Annotated in this window: 23 protein-coding genes and 3 tRNA genes; 20 read left to right on the top strand and 6 right to left on the bottom strand. The window is 39.2% G+C overall.

Annotated features, from left to right (window positions below):
- The first annotated feature begins 15 nt into the window (after nucleotides 1-15).
- From EAX61_RS10695 to EAX61_RS10665, 7 genes are all read left to right on the top strand, one after another.
- Nucleotides 16-2,694, top strand: a complete 2,679-nt coding sequence (locus tag EAX61_RS10695) for a DNA gyrase/topoisomerase IV subunit A (RefSeq protein ID WP_121917687.1) — start codon at nucleotides 16-18, stop codon at nucleotides 2,692-2,694.
- A 68-nt stretch (nucleotides 2,695-2,762) separates the two neighbouring features.
- Complete coding sequence (locus EAX61_RS10690; RefSeq protein ID WP_121917686.1) at nucleotides 2,763-4,553, top strand: T9SS type B sorting domain-containing protein; 1,791 nt, start codon at nucleotides 2,763-2,765, stop codon at nucleotides 4,551-4,553.
- 202 nt (nucleotides 4,554-4,755) lie between these two features.
- Nucleotides 4,756-4,844: transfer RNA gene (locus EAX61_RS10685), tRNA-Ser, on the top strand.
- An 80-nt stretch (nucleotides 4,845-4,924) separates the two neighbouring features.
- Nucleotides 4,925-4,999, top strand: a tRNA-Pro gene (locus tag EAX61_RS10680).
- A gap of 14 nt (nucleotides 5,000-5,013) precedes the next feature.
- Nucleotides 5,014-5,087, top strand: a tRNA-Arg gene (locus EAX61_RS10675).
- Nucleotides 5,088-5,232: 145 nt separating this feature from the next.
- Complete coding sequence (gene guaA / locus EAX61_RS10670) at nucleotides 5,233-6,765, top strand: glutamine-hydrolyzing GMP synthase (protein WP_121917685.1); 1,533 nt, start codon at nucleotides 5,233-5,235, stop codon at nucleotides 6,763-6,765.
- Between the two features lie 9 nt (nucleotides 6,766-6,774).
- Nucleotides 6,775-8,817, top strand: coding sequence for a LysM peptidoglycan-binding domain-containing protein (locus tag EAX61_RS10665; protein WP_121917684.1), 2,043 nt, complete (start codon nucleotides 6,775-6,777; stop codon nucleotides 8,815-8,817).
- A 74-nt stretch (nucleotides 8,818-8,891) separates the two neighbouring features.
- Here the strand turns inward: EAX61_RS10665 and EAX61_RS10660 are convergent, their stop codons facing one another.
- On the bottom strand, nucleotides 8,892-9,680 hold the full coding sequence (locus EAX61_RS10660) for a zinc metalloprotease (RefSeq protein ID WP_121917683.1): 789 nt from the start codon (nucleotides 9,678-9,680) through the stop codon (nucleotides 8,892-8,894).
- A gap of 38 nt (nucleotides 9,681-9,718) precedes the next feature.
- Here EAX61_RS10660 and EAX61_RS10655 point away from each other — a divergent pair, with 38 nt between their 5' ends.
- Complete coding sequence (locus EAX61_RS10655; protein ID WP_121917682.1) at nucleotides 9,719-10,255, top strand: DUF2059 domain-containing protein; 537 nt, start codon at nucleotides 9,719-9,721, stop codon at nucleotides 10,253-10,255.
- On the opposite strand, the gene EAX61_RS10650 is transcribed toward EAX61_RS10655, so the two are convergent.
- Entirely contained in the window at nucleotides 10,242-10,949 is a 708-nt protein-coding gene (locus EAX61_RS10650) for a class I SAM-dependent methyltransferase (RefSeq protein ID WP_121917681.1), read from the bottom strand. The two genes, EAX61_RS10655 and EAX61_RS10650, sit on opposite strands and share 14 nt — an antisense overlap.
- 22 nt (nucleotides 10,950-10,971) lie before the next feature.
- On the opposite strand from EAX61_RS10650, the gene EAX61_RS10645 reads away from it, so the two are divergent.
- Nucleotides 10,972-11,466 (top strand): YkgJ family cysteine cluster protein, encoded by a 495-nt coding sequence (locus EAX61_RS10645; RefSeq protein WP_121917680.1) that lies wholly within the window; start codon nucleotides 10,972-10,974, stop codon nucleotides 11,464-11,466.
- 4 nt (nucleotides 11,467-11,470) lie between these two features.
- On the opposite strand, the gene EAX61_RS10640 is transcribed toward EAX61_RS10645, so the two are convergent.
- Nucleotides 11,471-11,935, bottom strand: a complete 465-nt coding sequence (locus EAX61_RS10640) for a hypothetical protein (protein ID WP_121917679.1) — start codon at nucleotides 11,933-11,935, stop codon at nucleotides 11,471-11,473.
- Between the two features lie 145 nt (nucleotides 11,936-12,080).
- Here EAX61_RS10640 and EAX61_RS10635 point away from each other — a divergent pair, with 145 nt between their 5' ends.
- From EAX61_RS10635 to EAX61_RS10605, 7 genes are all read left to right on the top strand, one after another.
- On the top strand, nucleotides 12,081-12,590 hold the full coding sequence (locus tag EAX61_RS10635) for an RNA polymerase sigma factor (protein ID WP_121917678.1): 510 nt from the start codon (nucleotides 12,081-12,083) through the stop codon (nucleotides 12,588-12,590).
- Complete coding sequence (locus tag EAX61_RS10630; RefSeq protein WP_121917677.1) at nucleotides 12,577-13,014, top strand: hypothetical protein; 438 nt, start codon at nucleotides 12,577-12,579, stop codon at nucleotides 13,012-13,014. The genes EAX61_RS10635 and EAX61_RS10630 overlap by 14 nt, the downstream gene beginning before the upstream one ends.
- Nucleotides 13,015-13,039: 25 nt before the next feature.
- The gene (locus tag EAX61_RS10625) at nucleotides 13,040-13,576 is read left to right on the top strand and encodes a DUF4252 domain-containing protein (RefSeq protein WP_236642027.1); all 537 of its coding nucleotides are present in this window, start codon (nucleotides 13,040-13,042) and stop codon (nucleotides 13,574-13,576) included.
- 4 nt (nucleotides 13,577-13,580) lie between these two features.
- On the top strand, nucleotides 13,581-14,129 hold the full coding sequence (locus EAX61_RS10620; RefSeq protein ID WP_121917676.1) for a DUF4252 domain-containing protein: 549 nt from the start codon (nucleotides 13,581-13,583) through the stop codon (nucleotides 14,127-14,129).
- Nucleotides 14,130-14,245: 116 nt separating this feature from the next.
- Nucleotides 14,246-16,672 (top strand): YfhO family protein, encoded by a 2,427-nt coding sequence (locus EAX61_RS10615; RefSeq protein WP_121917675.1) that lies wholly within the window; start codon nucleotides 14,246-14,248, stop codon nucleotides 16,670-16,672.
- Between the two features lies 1 nt (nucleotide 16,673).
- Nucleotides 16,674-17,963 (top strand): glycosyltransferase family 4 protein, encoded by a 1,290-nt coding sequence (locus EAX61_RS10610; RefSeq protein ID WP_121917674.1) that lies wholly within the window; start codon nucleotides 16,674-16,676, stop codon nucleotides 17,961-17,963.
- A gap of 2 nt (nucleotides 17,964-17,965) precedes the next feature.
- Entirely contained in the window at nucleotides 17,966-19,432 is a 1,467-nt protein-coding gene (locus tag EAX61_RS10605; protein ID WP_121917673.1) for a lipopolysaccharide biosynthesis protein, read from the top strand.
- Between the two features lie 80 nt (nucleotides 19,433-19,512).
- Here EAX61_RS10605 and EAX61_RS10600 read toward each other — a convergent pair whose 3' ends face one another.
- The 3 genes from EAX61_RS10600 to EAX61_RS10590 all read right to left on the bottom strand — a co-directional run bounded on the left by EAX61_RS10600 (nucleotide 19,513) and on the right by EAX61_RS10590 (nucleotide 21,901).
- Nucleotides 19,513-20,868, bottom strand: a complete 1,356-nt coding sequence (locus EAX61_RS10600) for a hypothetical protein (RefSeq protein WP_121917672.1) — start codon at nucleotides 20,866-20,868, stop codon at nucleotides 19,513-19,515.
- 187 nt (nucleotides 20,869-21,055) lie between these two features.
- Entirely contained in the window at nucleotides 21,056-21,427 is a 372-nt protein-coding gene (locus EAX61_RS10595; protein ID WP_121917671.1) for a DNA topoisomerase IV, read from the bottom strand.
- A gap of 51 nt (nucleotides 21,428-21,478) precedes the next feature.
- Nucleotides 21,479-21,901: a helix-turn-helix domain-containing protein gene (locus EAX61_RS10590; protein WP_121917670.1), complete on the bottom strand. Its 423-nt coding sequence runs from the start codon at nucleotides 21,899-21,901 to the stop codon at nucleotides 21,479-21,481.
- A 270-nt stretch (nucleotides 21,902-22,171) separates the two neighbouring features.
- On the opposite strand from EAX61_RS10590, the gene EAX61_RS10585 reads away from it, so the two are divergent.
- The 4 genes from EAX61_RS10585 (at nucleotide 22,172) to EAX61_RS10570 (ending at nucleotide 25,575) form a co-directional block, all read left to right on the top strand.
- On the top strand, nucleotides 22,172-23,299 hold the full coding sequence (locus EAX61_RS10585) for a M14 family zinc carboxypeptidase (protein ID WP_121917669.1): 1,128 nt from the start codon (nucleotides 22,172-22,174) through the stop codon (nucleotides 23,297-23,299).
- Nucleotides 23,300-23,377: 78 nt separating this feature from the next.
- A complete protein-coding gene (locus EAX61_RS10580) occupies nucleotides 23,378-23,860 on the top strand; it encodes an Lrp/AsnC family transcriptional regulator (RefSeq protein ID WP_121917668.1) in 483 nt (160 codons plus the stop codon).
- A gap of 123 nt (nucleotides 23,861-23,983) precedes the next feature.
- Complete coding sequence (locus EAX61_RS10575; protein ID WP_121917789.1) at nucleotides 23,984-25,078, top strand: COX15/CtaA family protein; 1,095 nt, start codon at nucleotides 23,984-23,986, stop codon at nucleotides 25,076-25,078.
- On the top strand, nucleotides 25,075-25,575 hold the full coding sequence (locus EAX61_RS10570; RefSeq protein ID WP_121917667.1) for a lipocalin family protein: 501 nt from the start codon (nucleotides 25,075-25,077) through the stop codon (nucleotides 25,573-25,575). Before EAX61_RS10575 ends, EAX61_RS10570 begins: the two co-directional genes overlap by 4 nt.
- The last annotated feature ends 471 nt before the right edge of the window (nucleotides 25,576-26,046 follow it).

Below are 26,046 nucleotides of genomic sequence, written 5' to 3'. Positions count from 1 at the left end.
AAGTTAAAATACTAAATGAGCGAAGAAATAAACGACCATAGCGAAGAAGAAGAAATAAACCCAAACCTAGAGCCACAAGTTCCAGAAGATGGGTCTACAGAAACCATTACCCGTGTCTCGGGAATGTTTGAAGACTGGTTTCTGGATTATGCTTCCTATGTAATTCTGGAGCGTGCAGTACCTGCTATTGAAGACGGGTTCAAACCAGTACAACGCAGGATTATGCATGCGCTTAAGGAGCTGGACGATGGTCGTTATAATAAAGTAGCAAATGTTGTTGGACATACGATGCAGTATCACCCGCACGGTGATGCAAGTATTGGGGACGCTATGGTGCAAATAGGTCAAAAAGACCTTCTCATCGATACCCAAGGAAACTGGGGAAATATTCTAACAGGCGACCGCGCCGCTGCTTCTCGTTACATTGAAGCACGACTCTCTAAGTTTGCCCTAGATGTGGTTTATAATCCCAAAATAACCGACTGGCAAGCATCTTACGATGGCCGTAAAAAGGAGCCTATAAATCTTCCGGTAATGTTCCCGCTACTTCTTGCTCAAGGGGCAGAGGGTATTGCTGTAGGATTAAGTACAAAAGTATTACCTCACAATTTTATCGAATTGATAGACGCGTCTATCAAGCACCTTAAGGATAAAAAATTTACCATTTTCCCAGATTTCCCCACCGCTGGAATTGCAGACTTTTCAGATTATAAAGATGGACTGCGTGGCGGGAAGGTAAGAGTGCGAGCACGTATAAATCAACAGGATAAAAATACGCTAGTAATCACTGAGGTTCCTTTTGGTCAGACGACAGGGTCATTAATTGACTCTATTCTGAAAGCAAATGACAAGGGAAAAATAAAAATCAAAAAAATAGAAGATAACACCGCTGCAGATGTTGAGATACTGGTGCATCTTCCTTCTGGTATTTCACCAGAGAAAACAATAGACGCTTTATTTGCTTTTACAAATTGTGAGTCTTCCATATCTCCTCTAGGTTGTGTGATTGAAGACAATAAGCCTCTATTTGTAGGTGTTACAGAAATGCTACGTAGATCTACAGACCGGACAAAGCAATTGCTTAAAAGCGAACTAGAAATACAGCTTGGTGAATTTGAAAACCAATGGCATTATGCGTCGCTAGAGCGCATTTTTATTGAAAACCGAATTTACCGCGATATCGAAGAAGAGGAAACGTGGGACGGTGTTATTGAGGCTATTGACAAAGGTCTGAAACCACACATAGGTCATCTTAAGCGTCCTGTTACTGTTGAGGATATTACGAGGCTTACAGAAATACGCATCAAGCGTATTTCAAAATTTGACATCGACAAAGCACAACAAAAAATAGAAGCTTTAGAGGATCAAATTGCGCAAGTAAAACATCACCTAGAAAATCTAACGCAATATGCGGTAGATTACTTCACGAGATTAAAAAAGGATTATGGTGAGGGTCGCGAGCGTAAAACGGAGATTCGCATTTTTGACGATATTCAGGCCACAAAAGTGGTTCTGAGAAACACAAAACTCTACGTAAACCGTGCCGAAGGTTTCATAGGAACTTCCTTAAAGAGGGATGAATATGTGACAGACTGTTCAGACATAGATGATATCATTGTTTTTACTAAAGAAGGAAAAATGATGGTTACAAAAGTGGATGCAAAAACTTTTGTGGGCAAAGACATCCTGCACGTGGCCGTATTTAAGAAAAAAGATAAGCGAACCACATACAATATGATATATCGTGATGGTTCTGGTGGTGCCACCTACGTAAAACGATTTAATGTTACCTCGGTAACACGGGATCGAGACTATGACCTGACCAATGGTAAAAAAGGCTCTGTCGTTTTTTACTTTACAGCAAATTCTAACGGAGAGGCAGAGGTGGTTAATATTTTTCTGAGAGCAGTAGGCCAAATAAAGAAACTTCGCTTTGACCTAGACTTTGCAGACATTCTTATAAAAGGTCGCGGGTCTAAAGGTAATATTGTTACTAAGCATTCGGTGAAGTCTGTAGAGCTTAAGGAGAAGGGACTATCTACGCTTAAGCCCCGAAAAATATGGTTTGACGATACGGTGCAACGACTCAATGTGGATGGTCGTGGAGATCTAGTGGGTGAATTCACTGCAGAGGACAGATTGCTTATTATCAATCAGCACGGGAACGTGAGGACTATTGTTCCAGATGTGACAGCACACTTTGACGATGATATGATTATTCTCGAAAAATGGGTGCCCGAAAAACCGATCACTGCAATTTATTGGGATGGCGAAAAGGAGAAATACTACGGGAAACGTTTCCTAGTGGAAAACCCAGATAAATCTGAAGTCTTTATTTCCGAAAATGATAACAGTCACCTCGAGTTGGTTTCTACCGATTATCGCCCCGTGGCAGAGATGGTGTTTTATAAAGAGCGTGGTAAAGATCAGAAAGAAAATGAAGAAGTCTCGATGGAGGATTTTATTGCCGTAAAAGGCTTAAAAGCTCTTGGAAACCAGTTTTACCCAGAAAAACTTAAACAGCTCAACTGGCTGGAACCACTTCCATATGAAATTCCGGAAGAAACTCCCAAAGAAGAGATTGAGGTTATAGACGACGAAACTGTTGCTGCAAGTGATGATAGTCCAAAAGATGATGACGCTCAAAAGGGGGGCAACGATGGAGATGGAGAAGGTCAGATTACGCTTTTTTAATATCGTTGCTGCATTGTAAAGTGAGGTTTAGGCATTTTAAGTATCTTTAAAATAAAAAAGTGCATAAGGTGTTCTGGACATATTGCTTAGGATTTTTTTTTCTACTGGGAAATTGTTCTAATTATGCTTTCGCGAAAGCGGAATCACCTCAAATAAAAGCATTTGAGACTCTCAAAAGTGATAATAGCAGTATACAACAACCCTGCTCAGCTTTAATTGTTCCTGCTGCTGGAGCTACAAATGTCCCTGTGGAGAGCATTATCACCTGGGACCCCACACAAGGTAATTTTGGATACATTATTACATTAGGAACAACACCGGGTGGTAATGAAATTGTCTCCTCGACAGGCGTAGGATCCAACTCTTTTAGACCGCCTCTGGGACTTCCCGAAAACACTACTATTTATGTAAATATTGAAGTGCGAGACTCTTCGTCCACTTCTATAGCTTGTAATGAGCAAGAGTTTACAACTGGAGCAATCACACAACTTTCTGAGTGTACTTCTTTGAGTATACCATCCGACGGAGAGGTAGATGTTGCTGTTGCCTTGACATTGGTATGGACATACGCTCCAAGAGCTACAAATTATATAGTACAACTAGGTACTACCCCAGGCGGCACAGATGTTCTTGATGTAGATACGAATAGCAACGAATTGCAATATACCATACCCTTTAATTTAGATTTTGGTACAACGTATTATGCCAGAGTAATCCCAGAAAATTCTGTTGGAGAAAGGGGAGATTGCTCGGAGACGACTTTTACTACTGTATTTTTAGATGACGATGTTCCTGACTGCACACAACTAATTAATCCTGCAGATGGCGCCGAAGGGGTTGCACTAACACCTCTTTTATCTTGGTTACCTGTAGCTACCGCCGATGGTTATCTATTACGCATAGGAACTTCGCCAGGAGCGGGAGATGTACTCAATAACGAAGATTTAGGGGATAGAACGTCAACTCTTGTGCTCGATTTTGACGAAGGAGTAACATATTATGTCACAGTTACACCTTATAACCTTGCTGGTGAGGCTCGTAATTGTCTCACAACGAGTTTTACCACTGTATTAGGATGTGGGCCATATATTAATGAATTTGGAAATACAATAGACCTCAATCCTATTATAGATTTAGAAGATTCTTATATATTATGTTTAAACGAGAGCCCGTTACGATTAAATCATAGTGGAGAAGGCACTTCGTTTCGCTGGTTATTTTTAGAAGGAACTAGCGAGAGAGAAATATCTACGAGTCGGGACGTAGCCATTGACCAAGGAGGTTTGTACCGCTTAGAGGTAGTTAATGAGATTATTATTCCTAGTGGGGGAAGTCTAATGTGTGAATCTTCACATGAATTTGAAGTAACAACCTCCGAGGCTGCCATAATCACAGGATTGGATATACGTAATCAGGGATTTAATTTTAAACTTACTGTCACTGCCGAGGGTAGTAGTGATTATGAGTACGCACTCGATGTTGATGGACCTTATCAAGATAGCAATGTATTTAATAACGTAAATATTACTGATGTAATGGTTTACGTAAGAGATAAAAATGGTTGCCGTATTACTTCAAAAAGGATTGTTCGAGATAGAGGATTTCCCAAATATTTTACACCTAACGGAGATGGTATTAATGACTACTGGCAAGTACGTGGCGTACGAGTGGATGGTGAGATTGTTACAAACATTCAGATTTTTGACCGGTTCGGTAAGAAAATTACGGAGTTTAGCTCTCGTAGTATGGGGTGGGATGGAAGCTATGGAGGTAATATGCTTTTAGATTCAGGATTTTGGTACAAAGCATTTACGGAAAGTAATGTGATCTTTACAGGTTACTTTGCACTCAGGCGATAGTGATTTTTACGGTTTTGCAAAAGTAGATACCTAGAATGTCATTTTGTTATCTTCTTTTTGTTACTCACTTTCAAATGACTACGGACTGAACAAAAAAAAGTGAGATAATATTTAGATATTACTTTGATTTCTTTTGGAAAGTGAATAACAAATTTTTTATATTTGCAACCGCTTAAGAAAAGCAAGTTCTTTTATAAAGACTGGAGAGGTGCCTGAGTGGCCGAAAGGAGCGGTTTGCTAAATCGTCGTAGGTGGAAACACTTACCCAGGGTTCGAATCCCTGTCTCTCCGCGATAGAAGATGAATTTTAAAGACCATTTTTAGGAATTTAGAATTCATTTTTTTATTTTTTTTGCAACGTAGTTGCTTTTCGGGGTATAGCGTAGCCCGGTTATCGCGCCTCGTTTGGGACGAGGAGGTCGCAAGTTCGAATCTTGCTACCCCGACAACTTAAGAGTTAGGGCTCTTAGCTCAGCTGGATAGAGCACCTCCCTTCTAAGGAGGCGGTCGAAGGTTCGAATCCTTCAGGGCTCACATTTAATCCTCGCATTTGCGGGGATTTTTTGTTTTATAAAACATTCATCTAAAAGAGTCCTCAATACAATAAGCTTGTTAAAAACTCTATTTTTTTGTACTTCTAATAGGTAATTTCCTCACGCTATTTTTAATATTTTTGCGGATGCAAAACAACGTACTCATCCTCGACTTCGGATCGCAATACACACAACTCATCGCTAGACGTGTACGCGAGCTTAATATTTATTGCGAAATCAAACCTTATAACAATCCGCCAGAAGATTTGTCTTCATACAAGGCGGTTATTCTTTCTGGATCACCACATTCGGTGAGAGGAGAAGACGCTCCACATCCTGATTTATCGCAAATTAAAGGACAAAAACCACTTTTAGGCGTTTGTTATGGTGCACAATACCTTGCTCATTTTTATGATGGAGAAGTAGGGCAGTCCAACACACGCGAGTACGGACGAGCAAACTTGTCTATGGTTAAGGAAGGAGAATTGTTTTTTGAGGGAGTTTCTCAGGGTAGTCAGGTTTGGATGAGCCATAGTGATACGATTAAAAAACTTCCTAGAGATGGTGTGCGCATTGCATCTACAAATGATGTAGAAAATGCAGGATATAGAATAGAAGGAGAAGATACTTATGCGATTCAGTTTCATCCAGAAGTATATCACTCTAGCGATGGGAAACAAATTCTTGAGAATTTCTTAGTAAAAATTGCCGGTGTAGCACAAACGTGGACACCAGATGCGTTTGTAGATACTACTGTGGCGCAGCTCAAAAAGCAACTGGGTGATGATCGTGTAATTTTGGGATTATCTGGAGGAGTAGACAGCACGGTAGCCGCTACTTTACTTCACAAGGCGATAGGTGATAATCTGTATTGTATTTTTGTTAACAACGGCTTGTTGCGCAAAAATGAATTTTCAGAAGTATTGTTGCAATACGAGGGAATGGGGTTGAACGTTAAGGGAGTAGACGCGTCGGCACGTTTCTTGGAAGCGCTGGAAGGGGAAAGCGACCCTGAAACCAAACGTAAGGCCATAGGACGTGTATTTATCGAGGTTTTTGATGATGAGAGTAAAGAAGTAGAAAATGCGAAGTGGTTAGGTCAAGGCACCATTTATCCTGACGTGATAGAATCTGTGAGCGCAACGGGTGGACCAAGCGCAACGATCAAATCACACCATAATGTAGGCGGACTTCCAGACTTTATGAAACTTAAAGTGGTAGAGCCACTCAAGATGTTATTTAAAGATGAAGTACGTCGCGTAGGAAAAAGTATGGGATTATCCCCATCGTTGTTGGGGAGACATCCTTTTCCTGGACCTGGACTTGCAATTCGAATTTTAGGAGATATCACGCCAGAGAAAGTACGTATCTTACAGGAGGTAGACCATATTTTTATCTCAGGATTGCGCGAGTGGGGACTGTATGACAAGGTTTGGCAAGCAGGTGCAATGTTGTTACCTGTAAACTCAGTAGGAGTGATGGGTGATGAGCGTACGTATGAAAAGTGCGTAGCATTACGTGCTGTAGAGAGTACGGATGGGATGACGGCAGACTGGGTAAATTTGCCATATGAGTTTCTTCAGAAGGTGTCTAATGATATAATAAATAAGGTAAAAGGCGTTAATAGAGTGGTGTACGATATTAGTTCTAAACCGCCTGCCACTATTGAGTGGGAATAAATATTAAATATGAAGAAATCACTTTTTATAGGATTGATTGTTTTTTGTTGCGCTTTCGCGAAAGCGTGTACATCAACCTCCACCGCTTTTCAGGATTATGTTTCTCACCAGGTACAAGCAGGTGAAACCGTGTACAGTATCTCAAAAAAGTACAACATAGACGAAAAGCAAATCCTAAAATTGAACCCTGACGCTCGTAAGAATATTTATGAGGGATTAGTACTCATTTTACCATCAGAGGCAAAGGCAAAGAAGCCTAGAGCGATAGATATGGATCAAGAGGATATCACATTTAAAACCCATAAAGTACGTCGTAAAGAAACACTTTACAGTATCTCAAAAAGATATGGAGTCCCACAGGACGTTATCAAGCGTTACAATAAACAATTATATAGTTCGCCCTTGCGAAAGGGGGACAAGATAAAAATCCCAACGAATTATAAGGAGACAACGACAACTGTTGTCGAGCAAAGTGGAGGAGGAGTATCTCCTAACAACATCCCTACAGACGGAAATCCTTACGAAAAATATAAAGTCCAGCCTAAAGAAACGAAGTACGGTGTTGCACAACGCTATGGAATAACAATAGCTGAGCTTGAAGCAATGAACCCAGGAATGGGAAAAGGCCTTCAGATGGGGACAACCATTAATGTCCCTAGAAAAAAGCCTTCTTCTACAGAAGTAATAGACAAAACGGAGTTTGATTTTTATGAAGTGCCAAAAGGCGATACGATGTACAGCCTTTTAAAGCGTCTTGAGATGAATGCAGATGCTCTGGTAGATCTGAATCCTGCACTAGCCGATGGCCTTAAGGAAGGAATGGTACTTAAAATTCCAAAAGCAAAAGGTGGTATCGTTGTTAATACTAATATTGATATCACACCGAGTGAAAAGGGAGATTTTATAGATTTAAGAGATAGTATCACTTACACTTCTGCAAAAAAAATGGTGGTTATGTTACCATTTGGTCTTAAGAGGATAAATGGTGATTCTACAATGACCAAAGAGAAACTTTTAAAAAGCGATCGCGTACTTAGACTTGCGCTGGATTTTCACTCTGGTATACTGATGGCCATAGATCAAGCAAAAAAAGAAGGATTGTCAGTAAACTTGGAGGTTTATGATACCGAATATGACCGTAAAAACGGAGCTTCAGTAAATGCACGTAAAATAGACGATATAATCGCGAGAAATAATTTTGACGATGTAGATGTGGTTATTGGACCATTAATTAAGGCTAACGTTAATCGCGCTTCTTCACTGCTGAGCAGAAAAGGAATTCCCTTAATTGCTTTGAGTTCAGGCATAGAGATGCGCAACACGACTTTCCAGACGAGACCAAGTGACAAAATATTAAGAGATCGTATGCTGTCTTATTTAAAAGCAAACGGGCAGGGAAAAAATATCGTCATCATCGCAGATGCTAAGAACAGCTCGAATAAGTCTAAACTTATGGCTTTATTCCCGACAGCAAAAACAGTGACTCCTAGGTCTAGCGATAGCGGGTATTATTTATACCCCGATGATATTCCAAAGCAGATTTCTGCAACACAAGATAATTGGGTAATTCTTGAAACTAATGATGTACCTCTTATAAGTAATGTAACCACTAGCCTAAATACTATGGTTGCCGATAAAAATGTGACGCTCTTTACCACTGATAAGGGGTCTGCTTATGACAGTGACGAGATACAACATATGCACCTTATGAATCTCAAGTTTCATTTTCCATCTTTTAGCAAAGAGATATTGTCTGAAACAACTTTGTCTTTTGATGATGCTTACGAAGATATGTTTGATGTAAGTCCAAGTATGGTTGCAAAAAGAGGTTATGATATTGCCTACGATGTAATTTTAAGACTCGCGTATGCAGATGATCTTTTTCAAGCAGCTGCCTCAGGAGTAGAGACACAATATATAGAGCATAAGTTTCACTACTCAAATGATGGATCCAGTGGTTTTTACAATGACGCTGTTTATCTTATGAAGTATGGAGAAGATTTGCAACTGGAAGAGGTGAAGATGACTGTTCCTCTTGATTTAAAAGATTAGACCATATATTCATATAAAACAAAAACGGGAAAATGTTCAAAACACTTTCCCGTTTTTGTTTTTTCAGGAGCTATTTACTTTCCTCCGTTATTCTGTAAATCGGCGATGCACTGTGGGTCAAACTCAGGCAGGGATGCCACGTTACTAGTATTGAATACATTCGAAACCGTTTGGAAAAACATTAGGCAATCTTCTACATCACAATGACGACGGTTATCTTGATCTTCGTGCTCAGAGGTAAGAGGTGTTCCTAAATTTACTAGGCCAAAAATATGTCCGAATTCGTGACGTAGGGTTGCTGTTTCTATTAAAGTTCTATTAATTGCCGTAGATGAATTATTTGCAAGATCTCTAAAGGTCTTCTCGTAAATTACCATAGACGTGTTACGGTAAGCAGTTCCTAAAACCACTGAGTTTCCCTCATCTGATGTTGAATTTCCGTCAGAGAAAAATACATAAACGCCTATTTCGTCTCCATTGTTAAAAATCGTTCTGTTTTCATCTTCTATAGCGACTATTTCATCGATATCATATGGTGGGTCTTGTGAGAGATTGATAATAGTCTCTACCATCGTTATACCATTTGGTTTATTGAGTCGCTCTTCTAGAAAACTTTCTATAAGATCTATAGTTCCTTGTGTAGGTCTAAACCCGTCTGGATATGCTATTTCTAGGCGTAAACTCGTAAACTCATCAGACGATAGGAGTTCGTTTGCGCTAGTGCCCAAAGGTCGTTTATTTGCCGCATTTTCATTTTCTTGACTATTACTTCCTGTAGCATCGTCATCATCATTACAGGCAGTGAGCGACAAAGCACATATTATGAATAATATAGAAAGTCTTTTCAGTTGAGCTACCGTCATTTTTTATATATTTAGTCCTTATAAATAGAACTGTAAAGATGAAAAAAATATTATGTATCCTATTTGCATTTACGATAACATTAAGTGCATCGGCTCAAGAATCTTCTTACAGGGAAGATGTGCTAGATCTTTTGAGTCTCAATGGAACAACCGAACAATATCGAAATGCTATAGATCAATTGTTCGAACTATTAAAAAGGCAATATGCATCTAACGATGTAACACCTGCTACTTGGGATGAGCTCAGAGATGCGAGCTCTGGTGAGATAGGACGTATCAAGGCGATGTTAGTTTCTGCTTATCGTGGCACGTATACCCAAGATGATATCAAGAATATGATTTCCTTTTATCAAACCGAGGCAGGACAACAACTGCTTAAGGACCAGACGGCTCTGACAGATGCCCAGCGCAATGATGTAAGTTTTTTCTATAATACAGATACTGGAAAAAAAATCTTGACCTCCAAAGATAAAATATCCCGCAGTGTAGGTGAAGTTTCAGAAATCTGGAGTCGAGATCTCTATAAAATGATGGTTGACAAACTTGCCGAAAAAGGGCACGTTATGCAACAGTAAGCCGTGCGAGATACTCGTAATGGTCACCTTCTAAAATGAGCTCACAGTTGAGCTCATTTTTATTTGCGTAATATTTCAAAAGCTCAAAATCCAAGTAGAGCCAGTCAAAGGTTGCTCCACGTTGCCCTTTATAGCTCATAGCATACGTCACTTCCCCGTAATAGTCACGATGCGTATCAATCCATAACCCGCCGTCCTCGTCCTCGTACATATATTTAATATCGGAGCCATCTATTAAAATTTGTCCACCTTCGGCGAGGAGTGATTTTAAATGTTTTAGGTATTCGTCTACTTTGGATACTTTTTCAAAAATTCCTGTGCCGTTCATCAGCAATAATAGTGTGTCGTAAGTACCTTGATATTCTAAAAGATGAGCGTGATGCGTGTTTTTTAGAGTACGCTTTCGCGAAAGCGTAACCGCACCTTCACTAATATCAATTCCACTAGCATCAATATCGTTGTCTTGCAACCACATTAAGTGGCTACCAGCACCGAAGCCGATGTCCAGCGTTTTTCCTTTGCAAAGCTCAAGCGCCTTTTGCTCAATAACTGGCATCTCTTCAAACTCACGAAATAAATAGGGGATGGGAATCACATCATCTTCGGCGATAGAGGAGTGCACGACAATGTCCTCTGAATAATAATCCTCGTGATAATCCTGAAGTGCACGCCCGAAAATATCAATGTTATCCATAGGTAATCGCTACTTTTGCGCTATGGAAGATGTTATAAAAGCCTTGCCACAGCTCGCCAAAGATAAGGAGAACGAAAACAAAAAGTTCTTTGCAAAACTGCGCAAAAAACCACCAAAGAATCTGGATTATGTTATGCAAGAATTGCACGAGGAGGAGTTTGAGCGCACAGATTGTCTGGAATGTGCAAACTGCTGTAAAACAACAGGCCCATTATTTACCGACAAAGACATCTCACGCATTTCCAAGCACTTTAAAATGAAGGAATTTGACTTTATTCAGGCCTTCTTGCGCATAGATGAGGATAAAGATTACGTCCTGCAAACCACACCCTGCCATTTTCTAGGAGCCGATAACTATTGCTCTATTTATGAAGTGAGACCTAAAGCGTGCAGAGAGTTTCCGCATACAGACCGAAAGAAATTCCAGCAAATAGCTAAGCTCACGTTAGAAAACGTAAAAATGTGTCCAGCTGCCTTCAATATTGTGGAGAAAATGAAACGGAGGATAAAATTGTAGTGATCTAATTTAGAATATAGATGAAATTTGCAATTGTAAGTACACAAACTACAAAAATGAGCGTTTCATATTTATTCTTGAACTTGAAAGCCAGCCCAGCCACAATGAGCATCAATATTGGAATTGCGAGACCAGAAAAATAGCGCATAGAGTGGGTCTCGCTTACAGTTGTTCTGACATTTTCAACCTTATTTATTTCTTCAAATAATAGCGATTTGCTTACGACAACTTGATCACCTTCTTGTATTGTCTTGTAAAAAACCTTGGTGACTGGAATACTGAAACTATTGGTATACACTTTAAAGGTCTTGTGTGAGTTTCCGCCGGCATTATAATATCGCTGTCTTTTCTGGTCAGAACCTTCTATTTGCTCCGTAAATGTCCCGCTATCAAAGTCAAAGTCTATTAAAGTCGCAACTGCCAAAAGACCGCACACCACTATGAGAATTACTTTCACTTTATGAAACATACTGTAAGATTTTAATATTTTACGTTATTAGAACTATAAGTTAGACCACTAAATACAGAAAACGTTACGAGAAATAGTGGGCTTATAAATTTATGCTGTAACAAATTGAGATGTACATCGTCTACCTGATAACTAACCACAACAAATGAATCAAGAATCGTTCATAACTCTTGTAAATCCTTTTAAAGATAAGGTGTATCGCGTTGCAAAGCGATTGCTAGTATCTGCAGAGGAGGCGCAGGATGCGACACAGGAAATCCTGTTGAAGTTATGGACAAAACGTTCAAAGATTCAAGATTACAGAAGTGTTGAAGCTTTTGCAATGACAATGACAAAAAATTATTGCTACGATAAGCTTAAGGCAAAGAGCAGTAATAATTTAAAAATTGTTCACAGTAATTACGAGGACAGTTCCACTAACACGGGGCGCCAAGTAGAAGCAAATGACGAGGTGGAGTGGTTGTTTAAGTTAATGGAGCAACTTCCAGAACAACAGCAACTTATCGTGCAGTTGCGTGATGTGGAACAGTTTGACAATGCTGAGATTGCAGAGATGCTTGAGATGAATGAAACTGCCGTGAGGGTGGCTTTGTCCAGAGCGAGAAAAACACTAAGAGAAGGACTAATAAAAAAACAGAATTATGGAATCCGTTAAAAGGATTGAGGTTTTATTGGAACGCTATTTTGAGGGCGAGACGACTTTGGTCGAGGAGAAAACCCTACGCGATTACTTCACTGGAGAGGACGTTGCTCCTCATCTAGAAGTATATTGTGGGATGTTTTCCGCTTTCGCGAAAGCGCAACAAGAAACACTACCCACTACCATCAAAATACCATCTAAGAAACGCAACTGGAGCTGGATAGCCAGCGTAGCGGCAACGGTAATCATCGCCATAGGCCTATTTTCCCAACTTAACCAAAACGCAGGATACGAAGGAACCTATGAAAATGAAGAAGTTGCTGTACTAAAGGCAAAGCAAGCTTTTGGAGTAATGTCTAAAATGTTTAATCAAAGTACTGCACAGCTGGAGGTGGTATCAGAATTTCAGAATGCTCCAGCACCATTTATAACAAATTAGAATTAAAATTTAAAAAACAATAACGATGAAAAAGTTAATTATAGTAGCAATATGTGCAGTGTTCTCAGTAGGAATGCAGGCGCAAAATGAGTTTGACAAATTTGAAGACACAAAAGGTGTTCAGTCACTTATTATGAATCAAAAGATGTTCAAATTATTGAGCAAAGTTGATCTGGATGGTGCAGACCCAGAAATTAAGGCATACAAGGATTTAGTAGATAATCTTAAGAATATCAAGATGTTTACTTCTAAGGATGATGCTGTGATGGGGCAAATGTCTACAGCAATGAAAGGATACCTAGGGAAAGGGACATTGCAAGAATTGATGCGTGCTTCTGGAGATGAAGGAACGGCAAAATTCTATTACAAAGAAGGAAAGAATGAGGACTACGTAAGTGAATTTGTAATGTTCCTCAATGGAAACATTGAAGGAGAGAATAGAGCTGTATTCTTCCAACTCACTGGAGATATAGATTTAAAGCAAATTTCAAAACTTGCCCAAGAGTTTGATTTTAAAGGGAGTGAAGAACTAAAGAACGTAGATAAAGCAAAAAAATCATAAAACTATGAAAGCACTACTTAAAATAATAACGATTGCTGCTTTCGGACTTGTAACCCTGGTAAGTTGTAACGATAAACAGTCCTTGCAAGAATACTATGTAGACAATCAAGAAAATGGAGATTTTGTTCTTGTGGACATCCCTACGAGTCTTATAAGTAAAGACAGCGATGCTTTGAATGAGGAGCAAAAGAAGGTACTCAAGACCGTTCGTAAGATCAATATTATGGCATATCAACGCAATAGTACTACGGAAGCAAATTATGAAGCGGAGAAAGTAAAAGTAAACACAATCCTCGCTGGAGATGACTATGAGGAGCTTATGAAAGCAAATTCTGATATGGGGGCTATGAAACTTTTCTTTAAAGGAGAAGAAGAAGCTATAGATGAGATGATTGTCTTTGTAGCAGATGATACAAAAGGATTTATGCTCGCACGTCTCTTGGGAGACGATATGAACATAGGCGATATGATGAAACTAGCGCAAACTATGGAAAAGGGAGGTATTGACGTATCTCAGTTTGAAGGAGTGATGGATGTCTTTAAGGACAACTAAACGCGCTACTCCAAGGTGTTGAACAACCTGAAATCCCGCTTTATGGCGGGATTTTTTTGTTTACATATTTCCCTTAATTTTCCGTTCTTTTGTAAATGACAATTTAATATGTTCCTATGCCCACATCTTTGAAGCAACTATTACCGCACATTTTAGTGATTTTCGGCTTTATTGCAGTTTCTCTTTTATTTTTTAATCCTGTGCTTTCTGGAAAAATGCTGTATCAAAACGATATCAAGCAGTATGAAGGAATGGCGCAGCAGCACCGCCAGTTTAGAGCAGAGACAGGGGAGGAGACTTATTGGACTAACGGAGCATTCGGCGGAATGCCTACCTACCAGATGGGCGCTTATTTTCCTCACGATTACATGGACAAGCTGGATCGCGCGATTCGTTTTTTACCCCGTCCAGCCGACTATCTTTTTCTATATTTTTTTAGTTTCTATATTTTAATGCTTGTAATGCGGGTTCCTTGGAAACTCGGGGTTCTCGGGGCACTAGCGTTTGGGTTTTCGGCATATTTGATAATTATAATTGGTGTAGGGCATAATTCCAAGGCGCACGCGATAGGCTATTTTCCATTGGTTTTGGCTGGTATAATTATGACCTTCCAGAAGCGGTACTTGTGGGGATTCCTGCTCACTGCAGTGGCGATGGGGCTGGAGATACAGGCCAATCACTACCAGATGACCTATTATTTAGGATTTCTCGTGCTTATTTTAGGAATTGCCTATCTGGTAGATGCTTTTAAGCGTAAGCAATTACCCCACTTCTTTAAGGCTGTAGGAATTTTAGTCCTTGCAGTTTTATTGGGACTAGCGACTAATGCAACAACACTTCTAAGTACTGCCGAATACGCCAAAGCAAGTATACGGGGAGAAAAACTGCTAACTCCTGAAAATCCAACCGAGTCCACAACTACGGACGGTCTTGACTTTGAAACTATTACCCAGTGGAGCTACGGGATTACAGAGTCATTTAACTTATTTATCCCTAAGCTCTTCGGATCTGGGCGTGCTTCAGACCTGGGACGTGACTCAGCTTTTTATAAGAAACTTATCAATTTACAGGTTCCATCAGAGGAAGCAAATTATTATGCGCAGACTACAAGTTTATACTGGGGTGACCAGCCATTTGTTGAGGATCCACCATATATAGGAGTAACGGTTGTTTTACTGGGCTTACTAGGATTATTTCTCATAAAAGGAAGATTGCGCTGGTGGCTCATCGGCGGGATTGTGTTCTCCTTAGTTTTGAGCTGGGGTAAGAATTTTGAGGGGGTATCACGATTTTTTGTTGATTATGTGCCCTTATACAATAAGTTTCGAGCGATTACGAGTATTCAAGTGATTCTTGAGTTGTTGTTCCCCATTGCAGCAGTGATAGGATTGCACCAATTTTATAATCAGCGAGAGGATAGTGCAGTGAAGACTAAGAAGCTATTCATAGCTGTAGGAATTTTAGGTGGGTTATGCTTGGTTTTCTTTCTCTTTGGGGGTAGTCTTTTTGACCTTCGTTCTGATGCGGAAGGTAGAATGGCCATCGAACAACCTGAAATCCTCAATTCAATAAAAGCCGACCGACTTACCATATTAAAAAGCGACAGTTTACGTTCATTGCTTCTGGTATTGACCTTGGGAGGAATTCTTTGGTTGTCGCTTAAAGCGAAAATTAAAGAAAATATCGGCATCGTTTTAATAGGTTGTATCATCCTTTTTGACCTTGTAGGCGTTGACCGCCGCAGTGTAACCGAAGAAAATTTTATCACCGAGCGAAAATATGCCCAAAACTTTGAGCCTACTCCAGCCGATAAGAAGATCCTTGAGGACGACGGCTATTTCAGAGTGCTGGACCAGTATCGTGGTTACAACCAGTCACACGCGGCTTACTTCTTTAATTCGCTTAATGGCTATTCTGCCGTACGACCACAACGTATGGAGGATGTATATAATCTCATTGCTTCAGGAAATGTGGGTGCCCTTAATATGCTCAATGTCAAGTATATCATTCAAGATAATAAAGGAGCGATGTATACACAGCGCAATCCGTATGCAAATGGCCCTGCTTGGTTTGTAAACGATATACAGTATGTGCCAGATTACAATGCCGAGTATAACGCTTTACGCGAAATAAATACTAAGGAAACCGTAGTCATTCGTGAGAAATACAAAAACGAGATAGGAGCACAGCAACTTACAAAAGACAGCACTGCCATCATTAAAGTCATAAAATCCGAACCTAATGAGCTGGTTTATGAGTCCAATAATAGCAAAGAAGGCTTTGCAGTTTTTGCCGAAGCATATTACGAACACGGCTGGAAAGCAACTATAGATGGTAATCCTACTGAAATATATCCCGTAAATTATATGTTGCGTGGCATTAAGGTTCCTGCCGGGAATCACACCATTGCGTTTGTTTTTGATCCGCAAGTTGTAAAAACAGGAAGCACCATCACCCTGGCGAGCAGTTTACTCCTCGTAATCTTGGTTCTAGGAGGTTTGTTTTATACTTGGAAGGAATCAAAGAAAGAAGAAGCCGCATAAAATGGCTGAAAAAGCACTTATCATATGTTACTATTGGCCTCCCGCGGGTGGACCAGGCGTACAGCGGTGGCTTAAGTTTGTAAAGTATTTACCAGAATTTGGTATTGAGCCTGTAGTTTTTATCCCTGAAAATCCTAGTTATCCTTTGGTGGACGAGACTTTAGTTAATGAAGTCACTCAGGGCATCACAATTATAAAACATCCTATCACGGAGCCTTATGGGTGGGCGAGTAAGCTTTCGCGAAAGCAAACAAAATCAATTTCCTCAGGAATTATTCCAAAGGAGAGAAAGCAAAGTTTCTTGCAAAAAGCGATGCTATACATCCGCGGAAATTTCTTTGTTCCTGATGCACGCATCCTTTGGGTAAAGCCTTCTGTGCGGTTTCTTAGGAAGTATATTTCAGATAACAGCATTGAGACCATCATTACGACCGGACCTCCGCACAGCTTGCATTTAATAGGTCTTGGCCTTAAAAAGGAGTTTCCAGAAATGCAATGGATCACAGATTTTCGTGACCCGTGGACTACAATTGGGTATCACGACAAGCTTAAAATGACCACAAATACAAAGGCAAAGCATAAAAGGCTAGAGCAGGAGGTATTACAAATGGCAGATAAAGTTATAGTCACAAGCCCTTCTACAGCTAGAGAATTTGAGGCGATTACACAAAAACCTATTCACGTGATTACTAATGGGTTTGATGATGAGGGAATTCCAGAGGTTCCGGTGGACGACACTTTTACCATTTCACACGTCGGTTCTTTGCTGTCTGACCGTAATCCTAAATCATTGTGGAAGGCAATTGCGCAGTTGAAAGAAGAGTATTCCGCTTTCGCGAAAGCGTTAAAAATAAAACTAGCCGGAAAAGTAAGCCAAGAAGTCATAGACTCCATCGCCACCCAAGGACTCGCCGAAAACTTAGAAGTATTGGGTTATGTATCCCACAAAGAAGCGTTGATATTACAGCGACAGGCCTCCATTTTGTTGCTTATAGAAATAGACGCCACCATCACTAAAGGTATTATCGCAGGAAAATTATTTGAATATCTAGCTTCACGCAGACCTATCCTCGCAGTAGGTCCCGCCGAAGGAGATGTTGAGGCAATTATAGACCAGACTGGTGCTGGAAAGTACTTTACATATAATTCGAAAGAAGAGATAAAGCACTTTGTTTTAGAGAAATTTAAGGGCTTTATCTCAAGTAAAGATTTAAGTGTAAAATCTGTTGAGATAAATAAATATCATAGGCGCGAACTAACAAGCCGACTTGCGGAAATCATTAAAATTTAAGTGTGGGAATCGTAATCAAACAATCGTTGAGCAATCTTATCACGACCTTTTTAGGGTTTGGGATAGGCGCGCTTAACACGTTGTTTTTTTATGTGCAATTTATGAATGACACTTATTATGGTTTAGTAGGCTTCTTGCTCTCTACGGCAATGTTATTGATGCCCATTTTTGCCTTTGGCGTTCACAATACACTCATTAAATTTTATTCATCATATGCCGGAGCTGAACAAGATCGGTTTTTGTGGGTGATGCTTTTATTGCCATTGATTCCCGTCACAATTGGACTAGGGGTTTTCTTTGTTTTTTATGATGAAATCGGAGCCTATTTATCTACAAAAAACGATCTAGTTGCAGACTATGTATGGTATATCGTTATTCTCGCTATTACTGCGGCCTATTTTGAAATCTTTTTTGCCTGGGCTCGTGTACAGCTCAAAAGCATTTTTGGTAATTTCTTAAAGGAAGTTTTTCATCGCTTGCTCGTGGCCTTGCTATTATTGTTGCTGGGCTACGAGATTATTGACCTAAACCTTTTCTTTATTCTGTTTACCGCTGTTTACATTTTAAGAATGGTGATTATGAAAATTTACGCGTTCCATTTGAGAATGCCTAAGTTTTCATTCGGAAGTGATGGTTACCAGTTGCCGAAGAATTTCTCACGAGTCATTAAGTATACGCTACTCATCATTATAGCAGGTTCTGTGGCAACAATGCTTCTGGACATTGATAAGTTTATGATAGGAAAATATGAGTTTATTCAGAATGTAGCCTATTATTCGGTTGCGATTTATATTGCAACCACCATCGTGATCCCGCAACGGGCGATGCATCAAATTACAAGCCCAATGGTCGCTAAGCTCCTAAATGAGAAGAATTTTCCAGAAATTGAGAATTTATACAAACGGAGTTCATTAACCCTTTTTATTATTTCATCATTACTTTTCCTGCTTATCGCCTGCAATGTGGAAACACTATATAAACTTGTAGAGCCTCAGTATGCAGATGGTCTCTATGTGGTATTGCTTATAGGTCTTGCAAGAGTTTTTGATAACGTACTTGGTGTGAATAATGCGATAATTTTCAATAGTGATTATTATAGGCTTGTACTAGTGATAGGTGTAGTTCTTATTTTTATCGCTATAGGTCTTAATATGTGGCTTATCCCGCTGTATGGGATTCACGGTGCGGCCGTGGCAACATTTATTTCAAGTGTAGGCTATGGTGTAATGAAAATTATGATTGTCCAGTGGAAATTTAAGATGCATCCTTTTACCATAGGCACCTTAAAAATGATTCTAGTAGGAGGGGTCTTCTTTAGCGTTTTCTATTTTTGGAATTTTGACTGGCATCCAGTCCTCAGCATTTTAGTGAAATCACTGTTGCTGGGCGGTTTATTTATTCTGGTCGTACGCTTGACAAATATCTCAACAGATATAACCGAAGCTGTCAAGAAATATACAAAGTTCTAAATGCATACAAAAAAGAATTCCCGCACAGTAACCACACTGTAACGGGAATTCCAAACTAACCAACCAAAAATCTAAATTTTCTATCCGCGACGGGCTCTTGTGCTTTTGCTACTTGAGCTCTTACGGCTTGTTGTTCTTTGTGGAGCTTTGCTTGCGCTTGAACGCTTACTAGAACTTCTTGATGTTCTTTGAGATGTACTCTTATTAGAACTTGATCTCGAACTGCGTGATGCAGTTGATTTACTCGATCTAGATGTAGTACCTCGTTGTGCCGAACTCGTTCTGCTCTTACGACCATCATTAGAAGCTATGGCTCTTGAGCTACTCGATGAGCGCTTTGAGGCTTTACTTGAACTTCTGCCACTCGCAGACGCTGTTCCTCTTGAACTACTAGATGTACGAGATTGAGTTGCTCTTGGTTTCGTACTACGTGCAGTTCTCGATGCTGTACCTCTAGAGTTACCTGACGCACCAGCCGTTCTTGCCGATTGGCTAGAGCGTGATGAACCTCTGTTTGCAGTATCTCTGCTCGTTGAACGGTTACCCGATGTTGCTCTAGGACTAGCCGAACGTGATGAGCGACTTGCTGTACTATTTCCTCTTGTACTTCTAGATGTGCTAGCTGTACCTCTAGAGTTGCTTCTTGAAGTATTACTTCTCGAGACTACGCCATTATTACTTCTGGATCTTCCTGTCGTGTTTGTAACTGCAGCTCTTCTAAAGCTTCTGTTATTGCGATCTACATTACCACGTCGTCCGTTATTGTGAGCCACACGACCACGGTCTGGACGTCTAAAGTCACGACGTGCATTTCTGTATCCGTCATTATATCCTCTCCAGTAGTTATCTCTATGAAACGCATATCCATAGCGAATAGGGGCGTAGTGTAATCTATATGGAGTTGTCCATACTAGACATCTATTAAAAACTGGTCTGTAAAAATAGTCGTAAAATGGGCGGTACACATAATGTCTGTTATAAACATTAATAAATCCAGTATAGTAATCAAACGCTCCATAGCGGTTGTAAAAAACGTTAAGTCCTCCCACGCGTACAATACGATTACTATTATATCTTATATCTACGCTTCCGGCCTGTGTCAAGCGACCAAAGTTGTCATAATATAATGGAGTGTTTTCAATTTGTATTACCGCACCAAAATCATCATACTGTACATAAGGATCATAGTCGTATCCTGTGTTAAATGTAAGTCCTACAGGACCAGCATTAACCGAAACAGAAACACCCTCTGTGTATTGTGGGATGTAAAAATCAAATTCTCCATCTGGAAAAACAGAAAACTCAATTCCCGCTTCTGTAAAAGTATATCTACTGCCGTCATAGTTTGCATAACGCGTAATTGTTGTCGTATCCTCGGCGGCATTTGTAAAACCAAATGTCATAAAGCCGATAAGTAGTAAAGCGAGCTTTTTCATAATATCTTGTTTTAAGGGTTCTTAATTGTTCGTGATTAATTGATGAACAATGAATAGTAAACAAGTAACGTGCCAGAAATTGAAAAAGCCCTCTAGAAGAATAGATGTAAAAGGGCTACGCTTTCGCAAAATAATAATCTTAAATACTTGAATTTCAGCATATTGTAATTAAATATATCAGCTAAAATTAGTCCTTCAGTTTAGAAACTGAGCCTTTTTCCTTGCGCGGTTTACCCACCAAAGAATATTCAAAAGTATAAGAATTTGCCTCTGTGTATAGCACTTTCATGTGTACAGCTTGCTTTTCTGCACGGTTCTTAGGGTTGCGTTTGCTCACGATATACTCGCAATCATTTATCCACCGCACATCCGAAGAATCTGGACGTCCGTTTACCATAGCAACCTCGAGCGTGTCGTTGCGGGTAAATGTGGTTGTGATGAGCTGGCCGTCCTGTAATGTTTCAAAACTGAACGTTCCTGTTTTAAACGCTTTGCAATCCCGCTTTAGGGGTGTACACGAAAATAGTAATGTAATAAGTAAAAAAGGAATCCATCTCATAGCGCTGCAAAAATATGAAACGATAGAGTAATTTCTATTTATCTGGGCATTTTAAGGTGTATAGCTCTCAAAAGTTCCATCTTCAAAGAAGATCACCACTCGTTTGATAGCTGAGCCATTTGCTGGAGATGCTAGCTTTTTTTCAATTACGGGATTTATGGCTGGGTTTTGTTCTTGTTCAGGATTTTCTGGTTGATCTGAAGATTTTGTATTTGGGACTATTCTTTGAACTATTTCGGGTTGGATGTTTTTGGGATAAGAGCCTCTTCCATTAAGTAACCAATATAAATCTACATCGGGGAAGGAGGAGACCACCTTCATCACAAAGTCTAAGCTTGGCTTATTGCGACCGCTCATAATATGAGAAATCGTAGCCCTTCCCACATCAATACGCTCTGCAAAAGCAGCCCCCGAAAGGTCGTGCTCTTGGCATATTTTTTCAAGTCGTTTAGTAAATTCAGGGGTGTTTACCATTGTTTACAGCGTCTCATTATTTTGAGAGTATACAAATGTAAACATTGGAAAGAAAATAACCTAATCTATCCTTAAATAATGAATAAATATTTAAATCATAGGATGAATATATAGTAATTAATAATCTAAATAAGAGCATTTTAAAATATATTATATTCTAAGTAGGAATTTATCCGAGTAATCAAAAAACTCAAAAACAAAACCTGTATACAATTGTAAATTGTATCTGTATACATTTGGAAACATTGACTTGTTTACATTTGTAATCTTATGAATTTACAATTGGAAAATTTATTAGATTGGCATAAGAGCAATCATCAAAAAGTCATTAAAGGACGCTATATAAATCTGCATCAGATTGAACCTTTGATAGATGATTTATCGTCCTCATTTAAGATTAGTGTCTTAGGTCATTCTGTAGAAGAGCGTCCTATTTATGCTATTGAGTTTGGTCAAGGTAAAATAAAGATCTTGATGTGGTCCCAAATGCACGGTAATGAAAGCACTACAACAAAGGCAGTATTTGACCTATTTAAAGCTGTAGATGATGCAGATAAGAACTTTGATTGGGTATCGGAGCATTTTACAATTATAATCATCCCTATGCTCAACCCTGATGGAGCTCAGGCTTACACTAGGGTAAATGCAGCTCAAGTAGATTTAAATAGGGATGCGCAGGATCTTACGCAACCAGAAAGCCAAGTTCTAGCTAAGATTTTTGAAGATTTTAAACCAGATTACTGTTTTAACCTACACGGACAGCGCACAATTTATGGTTTTGAGGCTTCGGGGGCGCTATCTGTGCTCTCGTTTTTAGCTCCTTCTGGTGATGAAGGGCGTAGTGTTACGCTTTCGCGAAAGCGGGCTATGAATATTATTTCTCATATATATAATGGCCTAAATCCACAACTTTCAGGAAAAATAGGACGTTACGACGATGACTTTAATCTCAATTGTACTGGAGATACTTTCATGGCGGCTGGTATTCCGACAATTTTATTTGAGGCTGGGCATTACCCTGATGATTATGAGCGCGAGGTCACAAGAGGCTATGTATTTGCTGCAATTTCAATAGCTTTAGCGGGTATTGCGTTGAAAAAAGAAGATGTAGATGGTGACTATTTTAAAATACCAGAACATCAAAAGTGCTTTTTTGACATTATTTTAAGAAATAGCTCTGGAGATGATATCGCTGTACAGTACGAAGAGGTGCTCCAGGGTAATAAAGTCTTATTCGTTCCTAAAGTCTCTCAAATAGGGGATTTAGATAGGTTTTTTGGCCATAAGGAGATTGCAATTAGTTCTGCAGGACTTTATGATGAGGAAGATAAGAAAATAGAAGTAGGGGATACGCTTACAGAATGGAATAACAGTATCGACCTAACGATAACGTTGTAGTCAATAATCCTAAATTGTTTGCGGATTATTCACTAATATTCAATTATTTTTGCATATAATTCAATTAAAACGAATATAATGGCAAAATTTAAGCTAGACGAAGTAGATCACCAAATTCTCGATATGCTTATTGAGAATACTAGAACACCTTTTACAGACATTGCAAAGAAGCTTCTGATATCTGCAGGAACGGTACACGTTCGTGTTAAGAAAATGGAAGAGGCTGGTATTATTACAGGGTCTTCTCTTGTTCTTGACTATGCAAAACTGGGATACGCTTTTATTGCTTACGTAGGTGTGTTTATAAATAAGACTTCTCAAACAACTTTTGTACTGGAGCGCATTGCCCAAATTCCTTATGTTACTGTGGCTCATGTAACTACTGGAAAATTTAATATTTTCTGTAAGATCAGGGCTCAGGATACAAACCACGCAAAAAACATCATATTTATGCTAGATGATATAGATGGAGTTTATCGCACAGAAACAATGATCTCACTAGAAGAGAGTATAAATGATAAAAAGCGTTTAATGCATTCTATCTTTCAGGATCTTAACTAAATGTCTCGAAATATAATTTAAGGGCCTTTCAATTTTTTTGAAAGGCCTTTTTGTTTTTATTGATTTGAGTTTATGAGAAGCTTTTGTCATTTCGTTATTTTTGTATTCCTAATCATTGAGCGCATGTGGTATCGCAATAGTCTTAAAATTTCCATCATATTTTTATATCTCATTATCGTCGCAGGTGCTGTGGTACGTATGACTGGTAGTGGTATGGGCTGTCCTGACTGGCCTAAATGTTTTGGGTATTACATCCCGCCACAAGAAGAGGCAGATTTAGAATGGGAAGCAAATAGATTTTATAAAGAGGGGCAGGTTATTATTAGAAATAAGGAATTACGTGTTGCTTCTGCAGATTTTGAAACAACTTCAAGCTATAATGCTCAAAATTGGGAGCGCTATACAAAGCACGATTATTCGAGCTTTAATAAATGGCATACTTGGATTGAGTACATTAATAGGCTGGTTACAGTTTTGGCAGGAATCCCGATGTTGCTTATGGTTGTTTTTGCCTTCTGGTATTGGAAAGGTCGTCCGTGGCTTATTTTTGCTTCATTTCTTGTCTTGCCGCTTATGGGATTTCAGGCTTGGTTGGGAAAACTTGTTGTAGATAGTAACCTTACTCCTGTAAAAATTACGATCCATATGATTGCAGCGCTTGTAATTGCGGGACTCTTACTATTCTTATGGTTTAAACTTCGTGAGAGAGAGGTTACGCTTTCGCGAAAGCGTAATACGAATCATACAGTATTTTCTGAAAGGGATCACTCCCTTATATACGATCCTACATTTAAATATTTAATGTTAATCGCGGTGATGCTGACATTGGTGCAAGTAGCTATGGGTACACAGGTAAGGCAATATGTGGATGAGCGTGTTTCTAAGGTAGGTTATGAGGTTAAGAGTCTTTGGCTTGATCCGCCTACGCTTGGGTTTTATGTACACCGCTCATTTTCGATTCTGGTTACCTTGTTAAATGTCTACGTATACTGGCGCAATCGTAAGTTGAATTTAGGACATACGGCACTTCTTAATTGGGTTTTGATTCTGATTGGGCTAGAAGTTATTACTGGTGTGGCGATGTATTATCTAGATTTTCCTTTTACAAGTCAACCGCTTCACCTAGTCATAGCTGCGCTGTTATTTGGAGTGCAATTTTACTTGGTGCTACAGAGTTTCCGACCGAGTAGTGATCGTAAAGGAGTAAGCGCATTATGAGGTGGGTAATTGTTGTTTTAGTTTTTGTAGCTTATTTTTCTTGTTCGGAAAATAAGAGTAATTTATATCAGGTTCCTGAAAATGTACACCTGCTTATTGCGGGGGACTCTACAAAAGTTTGGAAAATTGCTAAACGGTATAATGGTAAGACTAGAATGAATATGGGTGATTGCTTCTTGAGTTATCGCCAAACATTTAAAAGTGACGGGACAGTTTTTGACAATAATGAAGAAAATTATGATTGTGGCCCATCACTTCGAGGATCTTGGGCTGTTTTAAAGGATAGTTTAGGATATAGTAATATCCGAATTAGTAGTCCGCAGATAGGTGAGATTTTTGGGATGGAGAAGGATTATAAGGATTTTAAGATTTTTTATGTGAGTGCAGATTCGCTCCATATTTCTTTTTTGCACGATCAATTCGGACAACGAAGGAGGATATCAGATTATTTGGTGAGAGAAGATGTTTCGGTATCAGATAGGAATTTCCATTTTTAGAGATTGATATTTTGTTTTACTCTGAAATCCTAGAGCAAGTAGAGATGTTAGCTTCCGTGCAGATTTAGTTTTAGTAGTAAGTACACCTAAGTAAAAACCCACAACTTGAAAAGGTGTGGGTTTTTTGCGGAGAAAGAGGAACTGTTCATAATCTCCTTTACATAGCGTTTATTAAGCTTGAAAGCGCTTTGAAATTCTAACTCCACAGAAATAGCCCAATTAACAAAAATTTTGGATGCTTTTGGAAGTTCATGTGAATTTAGTGTTCAAAATTATTTGAATAAAATTAAATCATATGCTTCTGTAAAAATGATAACAAACGTTGCTTTTTTCATTATTGCTTCTGTCCCGTCCTGAAATAGCGATACACTAAATTCTTAGTGTAATGAAAACACCAGTAACCACTGGGTATGTTAAACGTACCCAAAAAGACTACTCGCTTTCTTTTAAGCTTCAAGTAGTAGAAGAAAT

The sequence above is a fragment of the Dokdonia sinensis genome (genome assembly GCF_003688895.1).
GTDB classification, from domain to species: domain Bacteria; phylum Bacteroidota; class Bacteroidia; order Flavobacteriales; family Flavobacteriaceae; genus Dokdonia; species Dokdonia sinensis.
The sequence above is the reverse complement of the archived record's forward strand: the minus strand, read 5'-3'. Positions and strand labels throughout refer to the sequence as shown.